The 18,625-nt window shown below is 45.9% G+C and carries 21 protein-coding genes; 14 read left to right on the top strand and 7 right to left on the bottom strand.

Annotated elements, in window-relative coordinates; translation table 11 throughout:
* Positions 1 to 33: 33 nt before the first annotated feature.
* Both QUA20_RS14440 and QUA20_RS14435 read right to left on the bottom strand, forming a co-directional pair.
* Entirely contained in the window at positions 34 to 2,550 is a 2,517-nt protein-coding gene (locus tag QUA20_RS14440) for a WD40 repeat domain-containing protein (protein WP_333189491.1), read from the bottom strand.
* A gap of 1 nt (position 2,551) precedes the next feature.
* Positions 2,552 to 3,928 carry an NACHT domain-containing protein gene (locus QUA20_RS14435; protein WP_333189490.1) on the bottom strand — a complete coding sequence of 459 codons (1,377 nt, stop codon included), beginning with the start codon at positions 3,926 to 3,928 and terminating at the stop codon, positions 2,552 to 2,554.
* Between the two features lie 448 nt (positions 3,929 to 4,376).
* Between QUA20_RS14435 and QUA20_RS14430 the strand changes: the two genes are divergently transcribed.
* Positions 4,377 to 4,739 (top strand): TRADD-N-associated membrane domain-containing protein, encoded by a 363-nt coding sequence (locus QUA20_RS14430; RefSeq protein WP_333189489.1) that lies wholly within the window; start codon positions 4,377 to 4,379, stop codon positions 4,737 to 4,739.
* A gap of 102 nt (positions 4,740 to 4,841) precedes the next feature.
* Here the strand turns inward: QUA20_RS14430 and QUA20_RS14425 are convergent, their stop codons facing one another.
* Complete coding sequence (locus QUA20_RS14425; protein ID WP_333189493.1) at positions 4,842 to 5,804, bottom strand: glycosyltransferase family 9 protein; 963 nt, start codon at positions 5,802 to 5,804, stop codon at positions 4,842 to 4,844.
* 169 nt (positions 5,805 to 5,973) lie between these two features.
* Between QUA20_RS14425 and ispD the strand changes: the two genes are divergently transcribed.
* Positions 5,974 to 6,666, top strand: coding sequence for a 2-C-methyl-D-erythritol 4-phosphate cytidylyltransferase (ispD, locus tag QUA20_RS14420; protein ID WP_333189488.1), 693 nt, complete (start codon positions 5,974 to 5,976; stop codon positions 6,664 to 6,666).
* Positions 6,667 to 6,792: 126 nt separating this feature from the next.
* Entirely contained in the window at positions 6,793 to 7,443 is a 651-nt protein-coding gene (locus QUA20_RS14415; RefSeq protein WP_333189487.1) for a Uma2 family endonuclease, read from the top strand.
* 75 nt (positions 7,444 to 7,518) lie between these two features.
* Here QUA20_RS14415 and QUA20_RS14410 read toward each other — a convergent pair whose 3' ends face one another.
* A complete protein-coding gene (locus QUA20_RS14410; RefSeq protein ID WP_333189486.1) occupies positions 7,519 to 8,256 on the bottom strand; it encodes an SDR family oxidoreductase in 738 nt (245 codons plus the stop codon).
* A gap of 33 nt (positions 8,257 to 8,289) precedes the next feature.
* On the bottom strand, positions 8,290 to 9,057 hold the full coding sequence (locus QUA20_RS14405; protein WP_333189485.1) for an SDR family oxidoreductase: 768 nt from the start codon (positions 9,055 to 9,057) through the stop codon (positions 8,290 to 8,292).
* A 176-nt stretch (positions 9,058 to 9,233) separates the two neighbouring features.
* On the opposite strand from QUA20_RS14405, the gene QUA20_RS14400 reads away from it, so the two are divergent.
* Together QUA20_RS14400 and QUA20_RS14395 are read left to right on the top strand one after the other, a co-directional pair.
* Complete coding sequence (locus QUA20_RS14400) at positions 9,234 to 10,169, top strand: AraC family transcriptional regulator (protein WP_333189483.1); 936 nt, start codon at positions 9,234 to 9,236, stop codon at positions 10,167 to 10,169.
* A gap of 59 nt (positions 10,170 to 10,228) precedes the next feature.
* The gene (locus QUA20_RS14395; RefSeq protein ID WP_333189482.1) at positions 10,229 to 10,558 is read left to right on the top strand and encodes a hypothetical protein; all 330 of its coding nucleotides are present in this window, start codon (positions 10,229 to 10,231) and stop codon (positions 10,556 to 10,558) included.
* A gap of 148 nt (positions 10,559 to 10,706) precedes the next feature.
* Here the strand turns inward: QUA20_RS14395 and QUA20_RS14390 are convergent, their stop codons facing one another.
* Complete coding sequence (locus QUA20_RS14390; protein WP_333189481.1) at positions 10,707 to 11,639, bottom strand: LysR family transcriptional regulator; 933 nt, start codon at positions 11,637 to 11,639, stop codon at positions 10,707 to 10,709.
* 260 nt (positions 11,640 to 11,899) lie between these two features.
* Here QUA20_RS14390 and QUA20_RS14385 point away from each other — a divergent pair, with 260 nt between their 5' ends.
* The 6 genes from QUA20_RS14385 to QUA20_RS14360 all read left to right on the top strand — a co-directional run bounded on the left by QUA20_RS14385 (position 11,900) and on the right by QUA20_RS14360 (position 15,120).
* Entirely contained in the window at positions 11,900 to 12,193 is a 294-nt protein-coding gene (locus tag QUA20_RS14385) for a hypothetical protein (RefSeq protein ID WP_333189480.1), read from the top strand.
* 163 nt (positions 12,194 to 12,356) lie between these two features.
* On the top strand, positions 12,357 to 12,620 hold the full coding sequence (locus QUA20_RS14380) for a hypothetical protein (RefSeq protein WP_333189479.1): 264 nt from the start codon (positions 12,357 to 12,359) through the stop codon (positions 12,618 to 12,620).
* A gap of 81 nt (positions 12,621 to 12,701) precedes the next feature.
* Entirely contained in the window at positions 12,702 to 13,766 is a 1,065-nt protein-coding gene (locus QUA20_RS14375; RefSeq protein ID WP_333189478.1) for a tetratricopeptide repeat protein, read from the top strand.
* A gap of 178 nt (positions 13,767 to 13,944) precedes the next feature.
* Positions 13,945 to 14,220, top strand: a complete 276-nt coding sequence (locus tag QUA20_RS14370; protein ID WP_333189477.1) for a hypothetical protein — start codon at positions 13,945 to 13,947, stop codon at positions 14,218 to 14,220.
* Positions 14,217 to 14,582, top strand: coding sequence for a clan AA aspartic protease (locus tag QUA20_RS14365; RefSeq protein WP_172185093.1), 366 nt, complete (start codon positions 14,217 to 14,219; stop codon positions 14,580 to 14,582). Before QUA20_RS14370 ends, QUA20_RS14365 begins: the two co-directional genes overlap by 4 nt.
* A 28-nt stretch (positions 14,583 to 14,610) precedes the next feature.
* Positions 14,611 to 15,120, top strand: a complete 510-nt coding sequence (locus tag QUA20_RS14360; protein WP_333189476.1) for an N-acetyltransferase — start codon at positions 14,611 to 14,613, stop codon at positions 15,118 to 15,120.
* Between the two features lie 140 nt (positions 15,121 to 15,260).
* Here QUA20_RS14360 and QUA20_RS14355 read toward each other — a convergent pair whose 3' ends face one another.
* The gene (locus QUA20_RS14355) at positions 15,261 to 16,838 is read right to left on the bottom strand and encodes an adenylate/guanylate cyclase domain-containing protein (protein WP_333189475.1); all 1,578 of its coding nucleotides are present in this window, start codon (positions 16,836 to 16,838) and stop codon (positions 15,261 to 15,263) included.
* An 88-nt stretch (positions 16,839 to 16,926) separates the two neighbouring features.
* Between QUA20_RS14355 and QUA20_RS14350 the strand changes: the two genes are divergently transcribed.
* The 3 genes from QUA20_RS14350 to QUA20_RS14340 all read left to right on the top strand — a co-directional run bounded on the left by QUA20_RS14350 (position 16,927) and on the right by QUA20_RS14340 (position 18,536).
* A complete protein-coding gene (locus QUA20_RS14350) occupies positions 16,927 to 17,187 on the top strand; it encodes a hypothetical protein (protein WP_172185099.1) in 261 nt (86 codons plus the stop codon).
* A gap of 234 nt (positions 17,188 to 17,421) precedes the next feature.
* On the top strand, positions 17,422 to 18,252 hold the full coding sequence (locus tag QUA20_RS14345; protein WP_333189474.1) for a prepilin peptidase: 831 nt from the start codon (positions 17,422 to 17,424) through the stop codon (positions 18,250 to 18,252).
* Positions 18,253 to 18,314: 62 nt separating this feature from the next.
* Positions 18,315 to 18,536, top strand: coding sequence for a hypothetical protein (locus QUA20_RS14340; protein WP_172185103.1), 222 nt, complete (start codon positions 18,315 to 18,317; stop codon positions 18,534 to 18,536).
* Positions 18,537 to 18,625 lie beyond the last annotated feature (89 nt).

The raw sequence follows: 18,625 nt of genomic DNA, 5'->3' as shown, positions 1-18,625 counted from the left end.
TACCGAAACATAAACCTATTCATATTCACTCATTTATTTATTATACATCGCTGATGTTATTAAATTTTCATTCCTTAGTGCCTCCATCCCTTCTAGTCGCAGGAAATATACGCGACCGGATTCATCGCCTGCCACAATTGTGAGTCCATCGGGTGCAATAGCGCAACAGGCGATCGAACTTTCACCAGTGAAACTAGCAATGATATTTCCATTCGACAAATCCCAGACTTTGAGGGTGTTGTCTGATGAAGCAGAAATCGCTTGCTTGCCGTCGGGGGTGATGGCTACTGCTTTTACCGAGTCGCTGTGACCTTTGAGAGTAAACAGTTCCTTTCCACTCGACAAATCCCCGACTTTGAGGGTATTGTCATCTGAACCAGAAATCGCCCGCTTGCCATCAGCAGTGACAGCTACTGCATTTACCGAGTTGCTGTAACCTTTGAGACTAAACTCTTCCTCTCCAGTGGTTAAATCCCAGACTTTGAGGGTATTATCGTATGAAGCAGAAATTGCCCGCTTGCTATCAGCACTGACGGCGACTACATTTACTGATTTGTTATGACCTGCCAGAGTCAACAGTGCCTTTCGACTTGTTAAATCCCAGACTTTGAGGGTGTTGTCCCACGAACCAGAAATCGCCCGCTTCCCATCAACAGTAACGGCTACTGCGTTTACCGATTTTTTGTGACCTTTGAGAGTAAACTGTTTCTTTCCAGTGGTTAAATCCCAGACTTTAATGGTTTTGTCCCACGAACCAGAAATTACCCGTTTGCCATCAGCAGTAACGGCTACTGCGTTTACCGTGTCGCTGTGACCTGTGAGAGTAAACAGTTGATTTCCAGTGGTTAAATCCCAGACTTTGAGGGTATTGTCCCACGAACCAGAAATTACCCGTTTGCCATCAGCAGTAACGACTACTGCTTTTATCAAATTGCTTTTGAGAGTAAACAGTTCCTCTCCAGTGTTTAAATCCCAGACTTTGAGGGTGTTATCCAATGAACCCGAAATCGCCCGCTTGCCATCAGCAGTAACGGCTACTGTGTTTACCGAGTCGCTGTGACATTTTAGAGTAAACAGTTGATTTCCAGTGGTTAAATTCCAGACTTTGAGGGTGTTATCCGATGAACCGGAAATTGCCCGCTTGCCATCAGCCGTAACGGCTACTGCGTTTACCGAGTCGCTGTGACCTGTGAGAGTAAACAATTCATTTTCAGTGGTTAAATTCCAGACTTTGAGGGTGTTATCCGATGAACCGGAAATTGCCCGCTTGCAATCAGGAATTACGGCTATTGCATTTACCGAGTCGCTGTGACCTTTGAAAGTAAATAGTTCATTCCCAGTTGTTAAATCCCAGACTTTGAAGGTATTATCAGATGAGCCAGAAATTGCCCGCTTGTTATCAGCAGTCACGGCTACTACTGTTACCAATTTTCCGTGACCTTTGAGAGTCAATAGTTCATTTCCAGTGGTTAAATTCCAGACTTTGAGGGTGTTATCTAATGAACCCGAAATTGCCAGATTGCTATCAGCAGTTACGGCTAATACTTTTACAGATTTTTTGTGACCTGTGAGAGTCAACAGTTCATTTCCAGTTGTTAAATCCCAAATTTTGATAGTTTTGTCAGATGAACCCGAAATTGCCCGCTTGCCATCAGCAGTGACCGCTACTGCATTTACCAATTTGGTGTGACCCGTGAGAGTAAATAGTTCTTTTCCAGTTATTAAATCCCAAACTTTAATCGTGTTATCTCTTGAAGCAAAAATCGCCCGCTTACCATCAGCAGTCACGCTTACTACATTTACCAATTTGGTATGACTTTCGAGATCGAAAGTAAACAGTGCCTTTTCAGTGGTTAAATCCCAACCTTTAATCCTGTTGTCTTTTGAGCTAGAAATCGCCCGTTTGCCATCAGTAGTAACGACTACTGCATTTACCGAGTCACTGTGACCTTTGAGAGTAAATAGTTCCTCTCCAGTTGTTAAATCCCAGACTTTAAGGGTTGTGTCAGATGAGCCAGAAATTGCTCGCTTGCCATCAGCAGTTACTGCTACAACATTTACCGAGTCGCTGTGACCTTTAAGGGTTCGTAGAACTCCGCTGCCGGGGGGAGTAAAACAGGGTGTGAAAGGACGCAACCAAGGTACGGCTTTCTGATGCTGAACTCCCTCCAGAATGGCTTTTATTTCTGGTGTTTTTAAGTGGGTCAAGCGCCCCCACAATTGCTCGGCGAGTTGCGTCTTATCTCGCTCCAAAATATCGGCTGACATCCAAAATACCGATTGAATTAAGTTCAGAACTTTGACTTTTTCTGGATTGTACTCTGGGTGGCTTAATGCTTCTGAACCGTCAACCAGATTGAAGTCATCAATAAGTGCCTGCAGCCCAAACTCGGGATGCTGAATCTTTGCCATCAAAAAGTTAAAATCTGTCAGTATTTGATAATACTTTTCTAAATTCCCTGACTTGACATGATTTGCCACTAAGCTGCCCAGATAAGCACGTTGATAGAAAAGTGGTTTGGCCTCGAACTTGTCCGCAAATTCTCCCATCTCACGCCATCTCCTTTTCTAAATACTCAGCAATCCGTTGATTTACGTCCTGAAAAATCTTCCGCTTTGCATCCATCTCCCGTTTGGTTTTCACAAAATCAAGGAAACTAGCGTGATAGATGGTATAGCAGATTTCTCCATCTACCTGCTGCTTTTTTAAATACTCAACCCACTCATCTTCTAAAACCTGTGCCACCTCACATTCATCAACCTCGGCAATTCCAGCAATCATCTCGCAGGGAATCGGCGTGCCAATCTCTATTAAAATATACAAGACAATCTCCATCAATTGCCCTGGCTTAGCTTCCATTCCCATCCGCACCCAATGGTTTTGATAATACTCTTGCAGCCCGTCGGGCAATTGCTTTAAGCTCAAGTCATTATAATCGCCCTTAGCAATTGCGGGCAAAACATACCGCAAATACATAAAATTGTTTTCGCTTTTGTCTGCCAATTGCTCGACAAAAGTTGTATCGGAAATGCTACGGGTTTGAATCCAGTTTCTCAGTTCATCTTTATACTGAGAATCGGTATAGAGCAGATACCGAATATACTCTTTGATATCATCCTGATTGAAACTAACATACTTGCTGTCTCTTAAATCTAACTCTTTTACCGGAACTCCCGGAGATACAGACAGCATCTTTTGACCGAGGTTATGCGGTCGCCTCGTCAGCAAGAAATAAACCCGATCTGGCAGAGTGGTCGGTAAATGTAAAAGATTTTCTCCCGGTTCTTGTTCAACTTCATCGAGTGCATCAATCGCAATTACCAAACGTTCGCCACAAGTAAGTTTTCCCGCCACCTTTGTCAGTAAAGTTGGTAAATCGGCATCTTCTGAATTTGGCAATTGATAGCGGTCAATTAATTGCTGGCGAATGCTCTTCAAAAACAATTCTGGTCTGTTGCGACGTTCGACGAGAATATTGAAATAGCAGGGAGATTTATGTTCGGAGACGTATTTGGCAACGATCGAACTTTTGCCCATTCCCGCATCCCCGATAATTGTAAAATAACCGTGAGGCTTTTCCTTGAGAAAGTCCTGAAAAGCCTTAAAAACAAATCTTCGGCCGCAAAAGGTTTTAATTTTTTCTGCTATAAGTGATTCAAACTCGGGCGGCAGCTTATTTTCGGCATTCCAATCTTTTGGGTCAACAATATCTGTGGGTTCTATTCCTAATGCTTTAGCTATGTTGGTAACTTGCCATCTTTCTACGCCATTAAAACATGGTTTTGTACCGAGTAAGCGCTTAATTGTGTCCTCGGAAATATTAGTTTTATCAGCGAGTTTTTTTATCGTCAATCCAGCCTCTTGGTATGATTCTCTGAGCTTACTTTTTCCAGTTGCACTCGATTGAACTTTATCTAATTCGCGCATAGTATGTTTTTAGGTATGGTTGTTAGTTTTTCAGTTAATTTGATAATTCGATAATCCGACAGTCCGACAGGGAATGAATTCCCTGTCTCATAGCGAAAGTCCTCTTAAGAGGACTGAAAATTAGTATTTTATTCGGTTTTAACCGACTTTTGCTATTAGCCAGGGAATTCATTCCCTGGCTGGTTTTGGGGGAATGAAACAGCATGGGGGCTAGCGGGAGCGAGATTCCATGATTATTCATCCGTAACTCCGATCGCACTCACATTCTATATTTAAATATTTCTGTCTGTCTAGGGCAGATAGGTTGTAATCTCCTGCCCTATCTGCCCCAAAAATTAGGGCATATCGCAAATTAAAACTCGCCCTATCTGCCCTAGACTCTCGCTGTTTGCTTCGGTAGAGTAATTGTAGAAACAAAACTTATCAGTATTTAGGAAAGGAAACAGTTATGAATTTTAACTTATTCGGCAACTCGCAACCTGATGAAGATTATAGCGACATTGCAGAAGAAATACTGGAAGAATTGCTGCGACAAGTTCGCCAAAGCTACAATGTCGCCCTTACCGTCATCGGTACATCGGCAATTCTTGCTTTCGTAGGTGTGGGACTTGTTTATGCTAATAAAGTTCAGGAAGGTGCTGTCACTACTGCCGCGGGAGGAGTAACAACTGTTGCCGCCACTCGGTTTGCCAACCAAAAAAAGAAGGAATTACAGCAGATGATGGAGCTTGTTGAAAAACGAAGAGCGAAAGAGGAATTACGGAAAATGATTCCTCGTCCCCAGGCTGCGCCTCCTGTGAAGCCCCGATAAGCGAGGCAGAGCCTCTAGATATGGGTTCCCAAACAAAGCCTGGAAACCACCTAAATTGTAGGGACACGGCACTGCCGTGTCCTGACTTAGATATCCTAGTTTTTAGCCGCCCCAAACCTTCTTTAAAACCTCTTGAGGAGAGATGTCTGCCATTTTGCCAGTAGGAGATTTAATGCCCACAAATCGATCGCTCTTTGGCAACAATTTCGCCGGTTCAGTCGGGCCAAACAAAGCTATTGTATAAGTTTGAACCGCCACAGCTAAGTGCATCGGCGCACTGTCAGTACATATCATCAAATTAGCAGCAGCAATGGTAGCAGCCAACTTGCCGACATCATCCGGCGAGATCACTTTTACATTCGGACATAACTCGACTAACTTTGTCACGAAGTCTGCATCTTCTGGGCCTTTCACAACAACAACAGGCAAATTCGGCTGCCGCTGCTGACAGTCTTCGATGATTTGCTTCCACTTGTCTGTAGGGTAAATTTTGTCAATACCTTTAGACACAGCTAATTGACTGGAACCGCCGTGAATTAGAATGTATCCGCTTTCTTTTACGCCCAACCGCTGCTGTTCGGCTTCCGCCCACTGAATGTCCTGTTTTGGTACATTAATTGCCAGTGGCGGACAAGGATTTTTAATATTAAATCCTTGCAGCAAATCGTGGTACATTGAAGCGGCGTACTGTTCAGTTTTCAGCGGTACAGCAGCGGTGAGAAATCGAGCGCCGTTGGTTCCCGAATAGCCAACTCTCTGCGGAATGCCGGTCAGCCACAGCAGCAGCCCTACAGTCCAACGCTGACCTAGGGAAATCACTGCTTCGTATTCGCGATCGCGAATTACGCCCAGTAAATTGCCCAAATCTGCCATAGCGTTGCGGTCTTTGAAATTGTACGTCAAGACTTCTTTGACGGATTTGCAGACTCGGTAAGCGCCCTTCGCCCTCGGTTCCACGATGACATCAATTTGCGCCTCTGGATAAGACTGCTTGAGGTCATCGAGGGTGGGGAAAAATAAAATTTGGTCGCCAATCCCGCCTGGGACAAGTGCTAGTATTCGCATCATAAACGATCGGCTATTATCTATCGAGGTAGCTCTCAGCGATCGGCCTTCAGCTATCAGCTTATAGTATTTCTAGACTTTAAAAGCTACTGGCTGACAGCTAAACAACTGACCCAAAAGTACAGGACGCTCTTAATATATACCTAGTTGGGTTAAGAACGGTTAGTTAATGCACTTATTAATTCCTGCGGCGGGTTCGGGGCGACGGATGGGGAGTCAGCGGAACAAACTGCTGCTGACTTTGCTGGGAAAACCTTTGCTGAGTTGGACTTTGGCTGCTGCTGAAGCTTCGCAGCACATTAGCTGGATTGGCATTATGGGCCAGCCAGACGATTTTCCTGATTTTAAAGCAATTCTGAGCGATTTATCTTTGGTTAAGCCCGTGGAACTGATTCAAGGAGGCGCCACCCGCCAAGAGTCAGTTTACAACGGTTTGCAGGCTTTGCCACCAAATGCCGATCGAGTCTTGATTCACGACGGCGCCCGATGTTTGGCTACTGCTGAATTGTTCGATCGATCTGCAGAGGCCCTCTTGAGCTGTCCGGGCTTGATTGTCGCCGTCCCGGTCAAGGATACGATTAAGGTCGTAGATGAGCGTCGGATCGTGCGAGAAACGCCGGAAAGGAGCAATTTATGGGCGGCCCAGACTCCCCAAGGATTTGAAGTGCAATTGTTAAAGCAGTGTCACGAACAAGGGCGACAGAAAGGTTGGGAAGTGACAGACGATGCGGCTTTGTTTGAAAAATGCGGTTTACCAGTGCAAATTGTGGAGGGAGAAGAGACGAATTTGAAAGTCACAACGCCTGTTGATTTGGCGCTAGCTGAATTTATTTTGCTGCAGAGAACAGATCGGAGTAAATAGAATTTGTTGACTATTTTTAAGAACGGCAAGATGCCCGTTCCACAATCAATAATTTGTTAGTTGTGGAACAGGCATCTTGCCTGTTGCTTATGTTATCTTAGAAAGATCATAGCTGGAAGTAAACATATGATTTCTGTTGCGCCGATCGCACCACCGTTACCAATAGGCGAACAGCGAGTGGTGTTTAGAAATATTACTTGGCAGGGTTATCAACAACTGTTACAGATTTTGGGCGATAAACGAGCAGCTACATTGATATTCGACCGAGGAATTTTAGAAATTACCATGCCTTTAGAAGAACACGAATTTTCGGCACGCTTAATCGAACGACTGATTATTATTTTGGCTGTAGAGTTAGGTTTAAAAATCAAAACAATGGGTTCGACAACCCTCGATCGATCGGACTTAGAGCGCGGTGCAGAACCAGATAATGCCTATTACATCCAAAATCAGCCCCTCGTAGTCGGTCGTACAGTAGATTTAGCCACTGATCCGCCACCCGATTTAGTAGTAGAAATAGATATCACCCATACTGATATTAACAAGCCTGCTCTCTATGCCAGTATGGGAGTACCGGAATTTTGGCGTTACAATGGTAGAGAATGGCGAATTTATAAGCTAGAGAACGATGAGTATTTGGAAGTATCGGTCAGCCCGACTTTTCCGATACTTCCGAAGTCCAAGCTCTACGAATTTTTAGCCGCAGCGCTGCTAGATGAGGTAGAAGCAGAGGTGAATTTACGCAACTGGGTGAGAGAGATGGCGAAATCTAACTAGCGAATTGGGCATTGGCGGTCGCCAGATTACGAGCTTCATCACACCGTAAGTTCGAGAGAGAAGTTTCTTGTTTCGTTAGTAAGGGCTTGCTGTTGGTCTGACAATAATTTCGCTAACATCAACATCGTCAGGTTGTTCGATCGCAAATACAATCGATCGCGCGATCGCAGCCGCAGGAATAGCTATTTTGCGGAATTCTTGCATTCCCAATATTGCAGTTTCATCAGTGATGCTCTCGGCTAACTCAGACTCCGTTACTCCAGGAGAAATCACCGTCACCCGAATGTCGCCCCCAACTTCTTGTCTCAATCCTTCTGAGATTGCTCTAACGGCAAATTTAGTAGCACAGTAAACAGCCGCAGTAGGAGAAACCGCGTGTCCGCCGATCGAGGAAATATTAATAATCTGACCAGATTTTTGTGCTTTCATGACAGGAAGTGCCGCCGCGATGCCGTACAAAACACCTTTGATATTGACATCAATCATGCGATCCCATTCCTCAACTTTCAGTTGTTCGAGTGCGGATAGGGGCATGATGCCAGCATTGTTAATCAGGACATCTACGCGATCGAACTTACTTTGGGCAAATTGAACGAGATCCTCCATTTGACTGCGTTGCGTCACATCCAGCGCCTGGTATTCGACTGTTCCACCCTCCGCACGAATGTCCTTGGCGATCGCTTCTAGGCGATCGGTGCGACGTGCGCCTAAAACAACTTTTGCGCCTTTTTTGGACAGTAACTTAGCGGTGGCTTCACCGATTCCGCTACTGGCTCCAGTGATCAGAACAACTTTATTTTCTACGTTCAACATGGTTATTTTTCCTGTTATTGAGGTTGACTTGAATTAAATAAACTGACCGCCAGAGACTTCGATTCTCTGTGCATTCACCCATCTGTTATCTTCCGATAGCAAAGCCGCGATCGCACCGCCGATATCATCAGGAAGACCGACGCGACCCAAGGCAGTTTGCGAAGCGATAAAGCTGTTAATCTCAGGATTGTCACGCACCGCACCGCCATTGAAATCCGTTTCAATTGCGCCTGGGGCTACCACATTCACAGCAATCTGTCTGTGTCCCAGTTCTTTCGCCATGTATCGGGTCAAAACTTCGATCGCTCCCTTCATGCTTGCATAAGCTGCATAGCCCGGTAGAGCAAAACGGGCAAGTCCAGAGGAAATATTGACTATCCGTCCTCCATCATTTATCAAAGGCAGAAGTTTCTGCGTGAGGAAAAAAACGCCCTTTACATGAATATTCATCAAGCGATCGAAATCATCTTCGGTGGTATGAGCAAAAGACGCATGAACTCCAATACCAGCATTATTCACGAGGAAATCAAAATGCTCTGTCTGCCAGTTATCTTTGAGTGACTGCTTGACTTGTTCCACAAAACCGTCAAAGGTTTTCGTGTTTGAAGTATCCAGTTGCAGTGCAACGGCTTTAGCCCCGATCTCGGCGATCGCAGATACGACATTTTTGGCATCCTCATCGCTGTTGTGATATGTCACGATGACATCTACTCCTTTTCTGGCAAGGGTCAAAGCGGTATTTTTGCCAAGTCCTCGGCTCGCCCCTGTTACCAATGCGATTTTCGTATTGTCTTTGGTCATTACCTTATCCTTTTATTGGTTTATTCGGATGTGTTCATCCTATGAGTAAAAGCAAGGGTTTTGAATACACAGACCTCGCAATTTATTGCCTAATCCTCCAAACCCAGATTTTCGGAACGGATAAAGATGCTCTATAATGATCGCAAGGGAATGGTTAAATCAATCAAAAAACTAGCATGGCGATTGAAATGCTCAACCAAGTAATAAATCAAGATGCGATCGCAAATCAGTGTCAAGAACTGGCGGGATTGCTAACTCGGCACACCGACGGCAAAGGAAATGGTTTTCATAAAACAGCTATAGATAAGCTGGAATTTACTCGAGAATCTTCTGTTCCCGCAGCACTGCACGGTGTCTATGAACCTATTCTCGGCATCATCGTTCAGGGCAAAAAAGAAGCGTTGCTGGGTGAGGAAACCTATCGTTATGGCGAGGCTCAATATCTTGCGATCTCAGTTGATTTACCTCTGAGTGGATTTGTTGTAGAGGCCACTCCAGACAAGCCGTATTTAGGATTCAAGCTGAATTTAGACCCACGCCAACTCTGCGATATTATCACTGCCCAAACCAAGCCAAGCGCAAGCAAGAAAGAAAACTCTGTCAGAGGCTTATTCGTCAGCAATGCCGATGCGCCGTTGCTCGATTGCGCCCTCAGATTGACACGCCTTTTGGATACGCCGCAGGATATCCCGATGCTGGCACCGATGATTATCCGCGAAATCTATTATCGTCTTTTAATAGGTGAACAAGGCGAAGCTGTCCGCCAAATCGCCACATCTGGCAGCAATATGCAGCGCATCGCCGAGGTACTCAAACTGATTAAAACTGATTTTGCAAAACCGATGCGGGTTGAGGATTTGGCAGGACAAGCCAATATGTCTCCTTCATCTTTCCATCACCATTTCAAGGGAGTTACATCGATGAGTCCACTTCAATATCAAAAGCAATTAAGACTATTAGAAGCACGTCGCCTGATGCTTGCCGAAAACTCCGATGCTGCAAATGCTGCCTATCAGGTGGGTTATGAAAGCCCCTCACAGTTCAGCCGCGAATATTCTCGTATGTTTGGTGCGCCGCCGATCCGGGATATTGAGCGTTTGCGTACTGCTTGAGCGTAACTGTTTCGACTATATTGGTTTTGTTCCGTTAATACAAGTGGAGGATGAGAGAAATGCAATATAGCGGTAAATGGCGGATTGCGGAGATGGCAATGTGGGATAGTGATTACTTAGACATGGAAGTTGAAGCCTATATCGAGATCGATCCAACAGGTTCAGGAGAATTTCAATTCGGTTTAGTATCAGGTCAAATTGACGGCGAAGTCGTAAAAGATGGAAAGGATCAGCGATTTGAGTTTACATGGGACGGTAATGACGAGAACGATCCTGCATCTGGTAGCGGTTGGCTCAAATTAAAGGATAAAAACTCGGTAGACGGTCGAATCAAATTCCACCAAGGGGACAGTTCTAGTCTTGTAGCTAAGCGCATTAGCAGTAAATAAGCGATCGCACTATTGGTTGCGCGATTTTTTTTGATCGCAGATGAACGCAGATAAAATCCCATCCGCGTTCATCTGTGTTCCGAAGCTGATATCTGCGGTAACAAAATCCAAATCTAACCAATAACCAATAACAACTGACTTAGGTTTATCATGAAGGATTAATCGCAAACTCGCCCTCACTATCAACCTGTGCCGCACTTGTCACTACATCCAAAAACGCAAACACAGCCGGAACTAACAGCGCATCCTTCAAAACAGCCACCCCAATTACCCTCTCAAAATCCGCCGGCAAACTGCAAACTTTTACCGAAGCAGGTATCGGTTCTGCTGCCAAACGGGGCAGAATTGCTGTACCCAAACCTTGCATCACCATACTGACAATAGTTGAATCTTCGCTGAGTTCGTAACCGATATTTAAGGGAAACCCCGAAGTTGTCAAATATTTGCGAAGCGGTATCGAACAAGGATTTTCTGCCGGCTGCAAAATCAGGGGATAGTTCGCTAATTCTTCCCAGGTAATCTTAGCACTTTTACATTGTCCGTTCGGCGGCAGCAACACAACATATTTATCCCGCAAAATTTCTTTAGTTTCAAATTCATCAGAGATGGGAAGAGAGACAAAGCCGATGTCTGCTTTGCCCGATCGCAAAGCTTCTTCCACAGCTTGAGTATAATAAACTTCGGTAATGATGACCGCAATTTTGGGAAAGCAACTGCGAAATTTAGCAATAATACCCGGTAGGATATGAGTTGCGACACTCCGAAAAGTAACTATCCGTACCTGGCCTCCCTGCAAGCCTTTTTCTAAATCCGCTTCTTTGACCATCATTTCTAAGGCGCAGGCTATTTGACGCCCGTGAAGCAGCACCCTTTCCCCCACCGGCGTTAGTTGAGCACCGTGTCGCCCCCGATGGAACAGTTGCACTCCCAATTCTGTTTCTAAAGAGGCGATGGCGTGGCTGACTGCGGATTGGGACAGTTCCAATTGCAAAGCCGCCTCGCTAAAGTTTTCACAGTCTGCTACTGCTAGCAAAGCCTGAATTTGAGAGAATTTCATCCGCCGCGTATTGATTTCGTTCATAGCGTTTGTGCCAGTAGTACCCAAATTGTCACAAGGGCTTCGATCTATCGATTTTATTCATACAACCTATGCAAGCAATGCTTTGATTGTCAATGGTCGCAGAGTTAAAGTTAATTTATCAGGCAACAGATAGACTTTAACAAAACTTGCACGACAACAATATTGTGCTGTATTTGCGATGAAAACATGGCATTCTTCAGCTATTATTTGTATTTTTTTAGTGCAATTTTGGGAGTATTTATAACTAAAAGGTGTTGGCTATGTCTACTTGCAAAAATCAGATCGATACCCCAAAAATGAAAGTTTTTTCGATGGCCGATCGAGCAAAACCTTCCGAAAAACAGAAAGGGCAATCGCTCTTTTGGGTTATGAATCAAATTTGGCAGTTTTTCATAGTCGCCACTGCTGGCCCAGACGAGCTAAGAATTTGGCAAACCTCAGATAATGATGGTAACACTTGGTGGCACGGTTGCGATCGAGCTACAGGTCGCTCTACTTGTGTGGCAACTGAGGATGAAATGCGCGCTTGGCTCGATCGGCGTTACTGCCAATAGTCGATTGTCGCTTGTATGGAACCGGGTTTATTTAGGTTGTTTGCCGTCATCAAAGAAATTGGTGAATCCGCCGCTACAAAATTTGGCAAATACAAAGATTTCAGTGATGAGGCAATAATTGTGAATTTTTGATTTTTGATGATTTAATTTCAAAGGAGATACTATGCTTCAAAGAATTTCCGAGTTAGCAGCGCCCGATCGCATTATTCTAATGGAAAACGAGGTATACAGATTGCCTCAAACTCATCGAGAACTTCAAGTTTTGTCAGGAACTGCTTGGATCACGCTTGACCAACAGGACATCATTTTGCAAAGCCAGGAAAAAGCATCGCTTCCACCTAGCAAAAACTTTGCTGTCATATCCGCTCTCAACAATATGCCGCTGATTCTGACAGTCTGGCAAGACAAAAACCCGGTCAGAACCTAGGGATTGAGAAAAAATTCGGCAGGATCACCCCAAAAAGCTCTATCTTAATAGTTATCACTTGGCTATTGGAGGACTCGATCGGTGCACTGCCGCTCTTACCACTTCAGCTATCTCGCAGCTATAAGTATTGTTTTATGGCCGACACTCAGCTTGCTGGCAATTTCAGACGCTCGGGCTTATACCCCAATTATAAATGCGAGGCGCGCCCAAGCGAGCGATTACGCCCAAGCAACAGACCCTAAAACGCAAGCAGACAAACTCTTTGAAACAGGAGTAAAACAGTACCGCGAGGGTTTGTTTCGAGAAGCAATTCAGACTTTTGAGCAAGTTTTGGCAATTCGCAAGCAACTAGGCGACAAACCGGGAACCGGAGAAACCCTCAATAATATGGGGGAAGTTTATGCCGAAATGGGTTCGCAGCCCAAAGCTTTGGAAGTTTTGCGGCAAGCTTTAGTCATTCACCGAGAAATTGGCGAAGGGCTTCGTATCGCGCGCACTCTAAATCTCATAGGTTTCGTCAACCGGGTTGCGGACAATTTTTCCGAAGCGATGAAACTGCACCAAGAAGCTTTGGAACTTGCCAAAACTGCCAACGACCAAATTGGAATTGGAGAATCTCTCCACAACATCGCGGCAGTGTACGCAGAACAGGCAGATTACGCCAAGGCGATCGAATTTTACCAACAAGCCCGCACGATTCGCACGACCTCCGGCGATCGCCGCGATTTAGGCCGTACCCTCAATAATATGGGCGGCGTCTATTACAACATCGGCGACTTTAATAGAGCGATGGAATTTTACCACCAAGCTTTAGCAATTCGCCGGGAAATCGGAGATAGGGCTGGCGTCGGCCGCCTCCTCAACAACATGGCACTTACCTCTCGCAAACTCGGCAAAGATACTCAAGCGCTGATCTATTTTCAGCAAGCGATACCAATGTTAGAAGCAATCGGCGACAAGACAAGTATGGGACGCTTGCTCAACAATATGGGCGCGATTTATGAGAGTCTCGCTCAATATGGCAAAGCTCTCGAATCCTACGAGCGAGCTTTGAAACTTGCTCGCGAGGGTGGTGACAAAGCCGGAGAAACTACAGCGATGGAGGGTATTAAGCGGTTGTCTTCCAGTCAGCTTGTGCCGCAATAAGGAGAGTTAAGCGGTTCGGCTTCTCGGGTGAAAATTGGAAAAGATAGACTTTGGCGATTGGTGGGCAAGAATCTGTCAGTAGTTGCATCATGTGTTGCCAAAAATACATGGCTAAAAAAGAGGAAAAAGGCTTGAGGGGGGCTATAATTTGATTAATATCGCGATCGAAAGGTGGAATATGCAAAGCTCCATTCTGCTGAGCAGCGAAGAAGTTGCAAGGCGTGCCGAGAAGCTCTACGATGAGAAAATCCGTCAAGAAGTAGAGCGAGAAGAGAATATCGGCAAAATGGTTATTATTGATATCGAAACAGGCGATTACGCAGTAGACAAAATGGGTTTAGAATCAGCACGGCAGTTGCGGAAAAAGAATCCGAACGGTCGGTTATTTGGGATTCGGATTGGGTACAAGGTGGCGGCTGCAATTGGTGGAGTGATGGAGCGGGTTTCAAAGTGATTTCCGGAATCGTAACGGATAGGCACGCGACGGTTTCTGTAGTATTTCGTCTGCCCGATCGACCCGACATTACAATTGAATTTGTGATAGACACAGGATTTACCGACTTTCTCTGCTTACCTCTGGAAGTTGTATCCATCTTGGGGTTGCCTTTTGAGTACAATATGCGTGCGAATCTGGCTGACAATAGCAATGTAGTGCTTCCGGTACATACCGCTACGATTCTTTGGAATGCAGAGGAGCGAGATGTTCGCGTACTTGCAACAGGAGCAAGACCGCTACTTGGAACTGCTTTGCTGGATGGATATGAACTGGTTGTACAGTTTACAGAAGGTGGACTGGTTACTATTGAAGAGTTGTAAGTTTTTACTAATTTAATAAATTTAAACTATGAATATTCGTACTGAAAAGGCAGAAGATTTAGAGGCAGTTCGCCAAGTCAATATTGCGGCATTCGAGCGAGAAAATGAGGCAAACTTAGTCGATCGATTGCGGGGAATGGAATCTACATTTTCATTCGTTGCCGTCCAATCCGATCGCATTGTCGGACACCTTTTCTTCAGTCCAGTTGTCGTCGAAGGGAAATGTTCTAGCAATTTGTCGATTCTGGGGTTGGCACCAGTCGCAGTTCTTCCCGAATACCAGCGCCAAGGTATAGGAACGCTGCTGATTCAGCAGGGTTTAGAAGAGGGCAGGCGATCGGGATTTCAGGCCGTGGTTGTGCTGGGCGATCCAGATTTCTATTCGCGTTTTGGGTTCGTTGCTGCTAGTAGCAAGAGCTTGAAATGTGAATATGATGTGCCCGATGAAGCTTTTATGGTTTTGGAGTTAGAAAGTGGAGCTTTGCAGGATTGCAGCGGAACGGTGAAGTATCGATCGGAGTTTAGTCTATGCGAGTGACGAAGCGGCGGTTTTTCTGATGATGTATCGTACAACCAACATTACACAATTGACATTTAGGAGTCAGAGTGGAAAGCTGTTGTGCTGTACTTGCCTTTGTGAAGCATAAAACTTGCACAGCTATTGCCCAGCAAAGTTATTTAAACGCCCCCTTTTCCCCTCTCCACCTTTACACCCTGCAATCCAAAAATCGGAGTTTGAGCAGATTTCCCCTTCAGAGAAACAGTTCCCAAAGCCTCGCAAATAAAGTTTAGCTCGATCGACTCACACACCGTTTCAGCAATCAAAATTTGGTTTTCCCCCGCCTTGCTCATCAACCGAGCCGCCGTATTCACCGTATCGCCAAGGATATTAAACTCCCTGCGCCCTCGGGGTTCCCCAACCTCAGCAGCAAACACCGGCCCCAGGGATAGCCCAATTTGACAGCTTACTTTTATTTCTTGACCCCCGATAATTACCGGAGGCAAAGCTGCAATCATATCTCGGATTGCAATCGCCGCACTAGCCGCGCGGCTGGTGTCATCCGTGTGAGCGTCGGGCACGCCAAAATAAATCAGCATATCCGAACCCTCTAAGTGCGCCGTTACTTTTTGCAACACGCCCCCTTTAGCTGACACTACAGCATCAATCGACGCAAACACCCGAGAAAAACTTACTACCAGATTGACTTCTTCCTCCGGCGAAGCTTTGTCCACAGACTCCGGTAAACCAATCAAGTTGACAAACATCACCGTCGGTTCAGGAAAATCCGGCGGGATTTTCCGCCTGTCTGCATTTTCTACCAGCAGCCTTAGAATGGCTTTGGGAATATAACTAGCAAGGGGTTCAAGCCGCTTGACAGATTCCCCGATTTCTTTTACCAAGCCCGAAACGCTGCGATCGAGCAATACCGAACTCGGCATCCGCCGCCGAGTCAAAGTGATATCATACTCTCCGAGTCGATCGTCCGTTAAATCGTCCGCCACCAAAAAATAACCCGGTTTCCCGGGTTCAAAACGAAATTCCTCTCCCAAAGACTCTTTAGCAGTTTCAGTCAAACACACTCGCCCCACAGTCCCAGAACCCTCAGCTTGCTTGGCTTGCTGGACTGAATGCCCCAGCAGTACGTAAGCCATCCGCTGCGGGGTACCAATGTCAGCACTAATGTAGCGGCCGCAGTGGATGCCCACGCGCATCTTCAAAGACAAAACACCCCGCGCCGTTTCAATATTGGCAAATTCAGCCATAGCCCGCTGCATCCGCAAACCCGCTCGCACCGCCCTCGCTGTATCCTCTTGGTGAATTCCTGACAGAAACTGCACCAGCATCGCATCTCCGGTAAACTCCAGCAAGTCCCCGCCCGATTTGCTGACAATTTCAATCATCGAGGCAAAATAGTCGTTAATCACCCCCAGCAGCGTTTCAGCTCCCTTGCGCCCCTCGGCCGCATTCGCTTCCAACAGCGACGTAAACCCGGCCAAATCGGTAAACAGCAAAGTGCCTGTTTGCCACTGGTAGCGTACCTCGCCTGGATTGGGCGGAGATTCGGACACGGGTCTGGGTACGTAGTCGTGGAGGATGTAGCGGAGAGTGCGCAGGTGATCGAAAACCGCCATGAGCGTTGCGGGGGACGGATCTACCCACGCAGCAGCGTACAGTTGGGCGGAAAGGAGCGATCGCAGCCGCAGTTCGATCGCAGCTAAGGGAGGATTGTAGGTTAATCTATTAATAATTTCCACCTAGTCTATTCTTAAAAAATAAGGTAAGTTCGATCGCTCTAGAGGCAACACAAATAGCTCGACTTAATACCATTATGATAAGTTTCCAGTGAACCCATACCAACCTAACCCAGAACCCACGATAGAAACTTCCGAAAGTCACAGTTTGCTAGCTCCCGATTTGATCAAAGCTGCTCGATCGGCCTATGGTATGTATCTAAAAGTGCATTCCGACCAGATGCAGCGTCCGGCCGGTGTAGTTGTCAGTCAAGGCAGCGATCGAGGTCAGCTAATTTTTGCTTCGCAGCCAGTTTTGTTGCCCGGTGAACGTTTTGTTACTTTTGACGAAATAGAATCTCAAATGTATTAATGGGTAATTGGTAATTGGTCATTAATCATTGGTAACTAATATTATGTCCGCTCAAACGCTCGCAATAAAATAGGTTTCTAGTGCAGGCCTAAGTTTTCAGGATTTTATGAAAACTTGCATCCTTGACTATTAACACCTTTTATGATGGGTAATTGACCGGACACGATCTAAAAACTAACAACTAACAAGTGACACATAATCACAGTCAACAATGAACAGTCAACAGACAACTTAATGGAAATAATTTTTAATTGCCTTGTCACGGCGATCGTCTTTATTGTCGGATCTGCTATTGGCAGCTTTCTAAATGTGGTAGTCTATCGGTTGCCTGCGGGTTTGTCGGTGATACACCCTCCTTCTCGCTGTCCCAAATGTTTAAATCAACTCAGAAGTTACGAAAATATACCCGTTTTCGGTTGGCTGTGGCTGCGGGGACGCTGCAATCACTGCCGCAGTCGCATTTCGGCCCGTTATCCGCTGGTGGAAACAGCGACGGGTTTGCTGTTTTTGCTCATCTTTTGGCGGTTTGGCGTAACAGTGCAAACTCTGGGTTTTTGGGCTTTGTTTAGCTGGCTGTTGGCTTTGTCTTTGATTGATTGCGATACAATGACTTTGCCTAATTCTTTAACTCGATCGGGTTTGGTGCTCGGATTGGTTTTCCAGGTGGCGAAAGGTTGGTGGCCGACATTTAGTCCGATCGACTCGGTACACTATCTGGTACTCGACGGGATCGCGGGAGCAGTTGTGGGGTTGTGGCTGTTTGACGCGATCGGACTCGCCGGGACGATCGGCCTGGGGCAGAATGCTATGGGCGCCGGAGATACCAAATTGGCCGCCTTGATGGGAGCTTGGCTGGGCTGGAAATACTTGCTGCTAGCGGGATTCATCGCCTGTGTAGCCGGGGCTTTTGTCGGTGGCGGGGCGATCGCTCTGGGGTTCCTCGATCGGCGTCAACCCATGCCTTTCGGCCCGTTTCTGGCTCTCGGTGCAGCAATTACTGCTCTGTGGGGCGAAGCCATCTTATCTACTTACTTGCAGTTGTTTTTCCCTAATTTTAGTTTCTGATCTGCCGGTAGTCTAGCGATCGAACTTAATAATATCGGTTCATAAATTGGTAAAATTGTCCCGTGTCTTGGATTACACTTAAAACCACTAGCTTTCGCTGGGAAGCGGAATTAATGCAGCAGCTCCTGGCTGCTCATCAAATCCCCGCCCGGATTGTAGACTTGGGCATAGCATCTTATTTGGGTGCTGGAAGTGCTACAGCCCTGCAAGTTCTTCCAGAACACCAGCGAACAGCATCGCTCCTCATCAGTCCAGTTGAAGATGAGCCAGAATCTGGTGATTAGTTATTAGTCATTAGTCATTAGTCACTAAACAACTAGCAATTGACAACTAGCAACTGACAACTAACAATTACTAATTACCAATTCCCAAT

The sequence above is a fragment of the Microcoleus sp. Pol7_A1 genome (assembly GCF_036701085.1).
In the GTDB taxonomy this organism is placed as follows: domain Bacteria; phylum Cyanobacteriota; class Cyanobacteriia; order Cyanobacteriales; family Microcoleaceae; genus Microcoleus; species Microcoleus asticus.
Note: the sequence above shows the minus strand (reverse complement) of the source record. Positions and strands in the feature narration are given on the sequence as shown.

Excerpts from the sequence above, each read along its gene's own strand:
- QUA20_RS14440 (WP_333189491.1), bottom strand. The coding sequence starts at position 2,550 with ATGGGAGAATTTGCGGACAAGTTCGAGGCCAAACCACTTTTCTATCAA.
- QUA20_RS14435 (WP_333189490.1), bottom strand. The coding sequence starts at position 3,928 with ATGCGCGAATTAGATAAAGTTCAATCGAGTGCAACTGGAAAAAGTAAG.
- QUA20_RS14430 (WP_333189489.1), top strand. The coding sequence starts at position 4,377 with ATGAATTTTAACTTATTCGGCAACTCGCAACCTGATGAAGATTATAGC.
- QUA20_RS14425 (WP_333189493.1), bottom strand. The coding sequence starts at position 5,804 with ATGCGAATACTAGCACTTGTCCCAGGCGGGATTGGCGACCAAATTTTA.
- ispD (WP_333189488.1), top strand. The coding sequence starts at position 5,974 with ATGCACTTATTAATTCCTGCGGCGGGTTCGGGGCGACGGATGGGGAGT.
- QUA20_RS14415 (WP_333189487.1), top strand. The coding sequence starts at position 6,793 with ATGATTTCTGTTGCGCCGATCGCACCACCGTTACCAATAGGCGAACAG.
- QUA20_RS14410 (WP_333189486.1), bottom strand. The coding sequence starts at position 8,256 with ATGTTGAACGTAGAAAATAAAGTTGTTCTGATCACTGGAGCCAGTAGC.
- QUA20_RS14405 (WP_333189485.1), bottom strand. The coding sequence starts at position 9,057 with ATGACCAAAGACAATACGAAAATCGCATTGGTAACAGGGGCGAGCCGA.
- QUA20_RS14400 (WP_333189483.1), top strand. The coding sequence starts at position 9,234 with ATGGCGATTGAAATGCTCAACCAAGTAATAAATCAAGATGCGATCGCA.
- QUA20_RS14395 (WP_333189482.1), top strand. The coding sequence starts at position 10,229 with ATGCAATATAGCGGTAAATGGCGGATTGCGGAGATGGCAATGTGGGAT.
- QUA20_RS14390 (WP_333189481.1), bottom strand. The coding sequence starts at position 11,639 with ATGAACGAAATCAATACGCGGCGGATGAAATTCTCTCAAATTCAGGCT.
- QUA20_RS14385 (WP_333189480.1), top strand. The coding sequence starts at position 11,900 with ATGTCTACTTGCAAAAATCAGATCGATACCCCAAAAATGAAAGTTTTT.
- QUA20_RS14380 (WP_333189479.1), top strand. The coding sequence starts at position 12,357 with ATGCTTCAAAGAATTTCCGAGTTAGCAGCGCCCGATCGCATTATTCTA.
- QUA20_RS14370 (WP_333189477.1), top strand. The coding sequence starts at position 13,945 with ATGCAAAGCTCCATTCTGCTGAGCAGCGAAGAAGTTGCAAGGCGTGCC.
- QUA20_RS14360 (WP_333189476.1), top strand. The coding sequence starts at position 14,611 with ATGAATATTCGTACTGAAAAGGCAGAAGATTTAGAGGCAGTTCGCCAA.
- QUA20_RS14345 (WP_333189474.1), top strand. The coding sequence starts at position 17,422 with ATGGAAATAATTTTTAATTGCCTTGTCACGGCGATCGTCTTTATTGTC.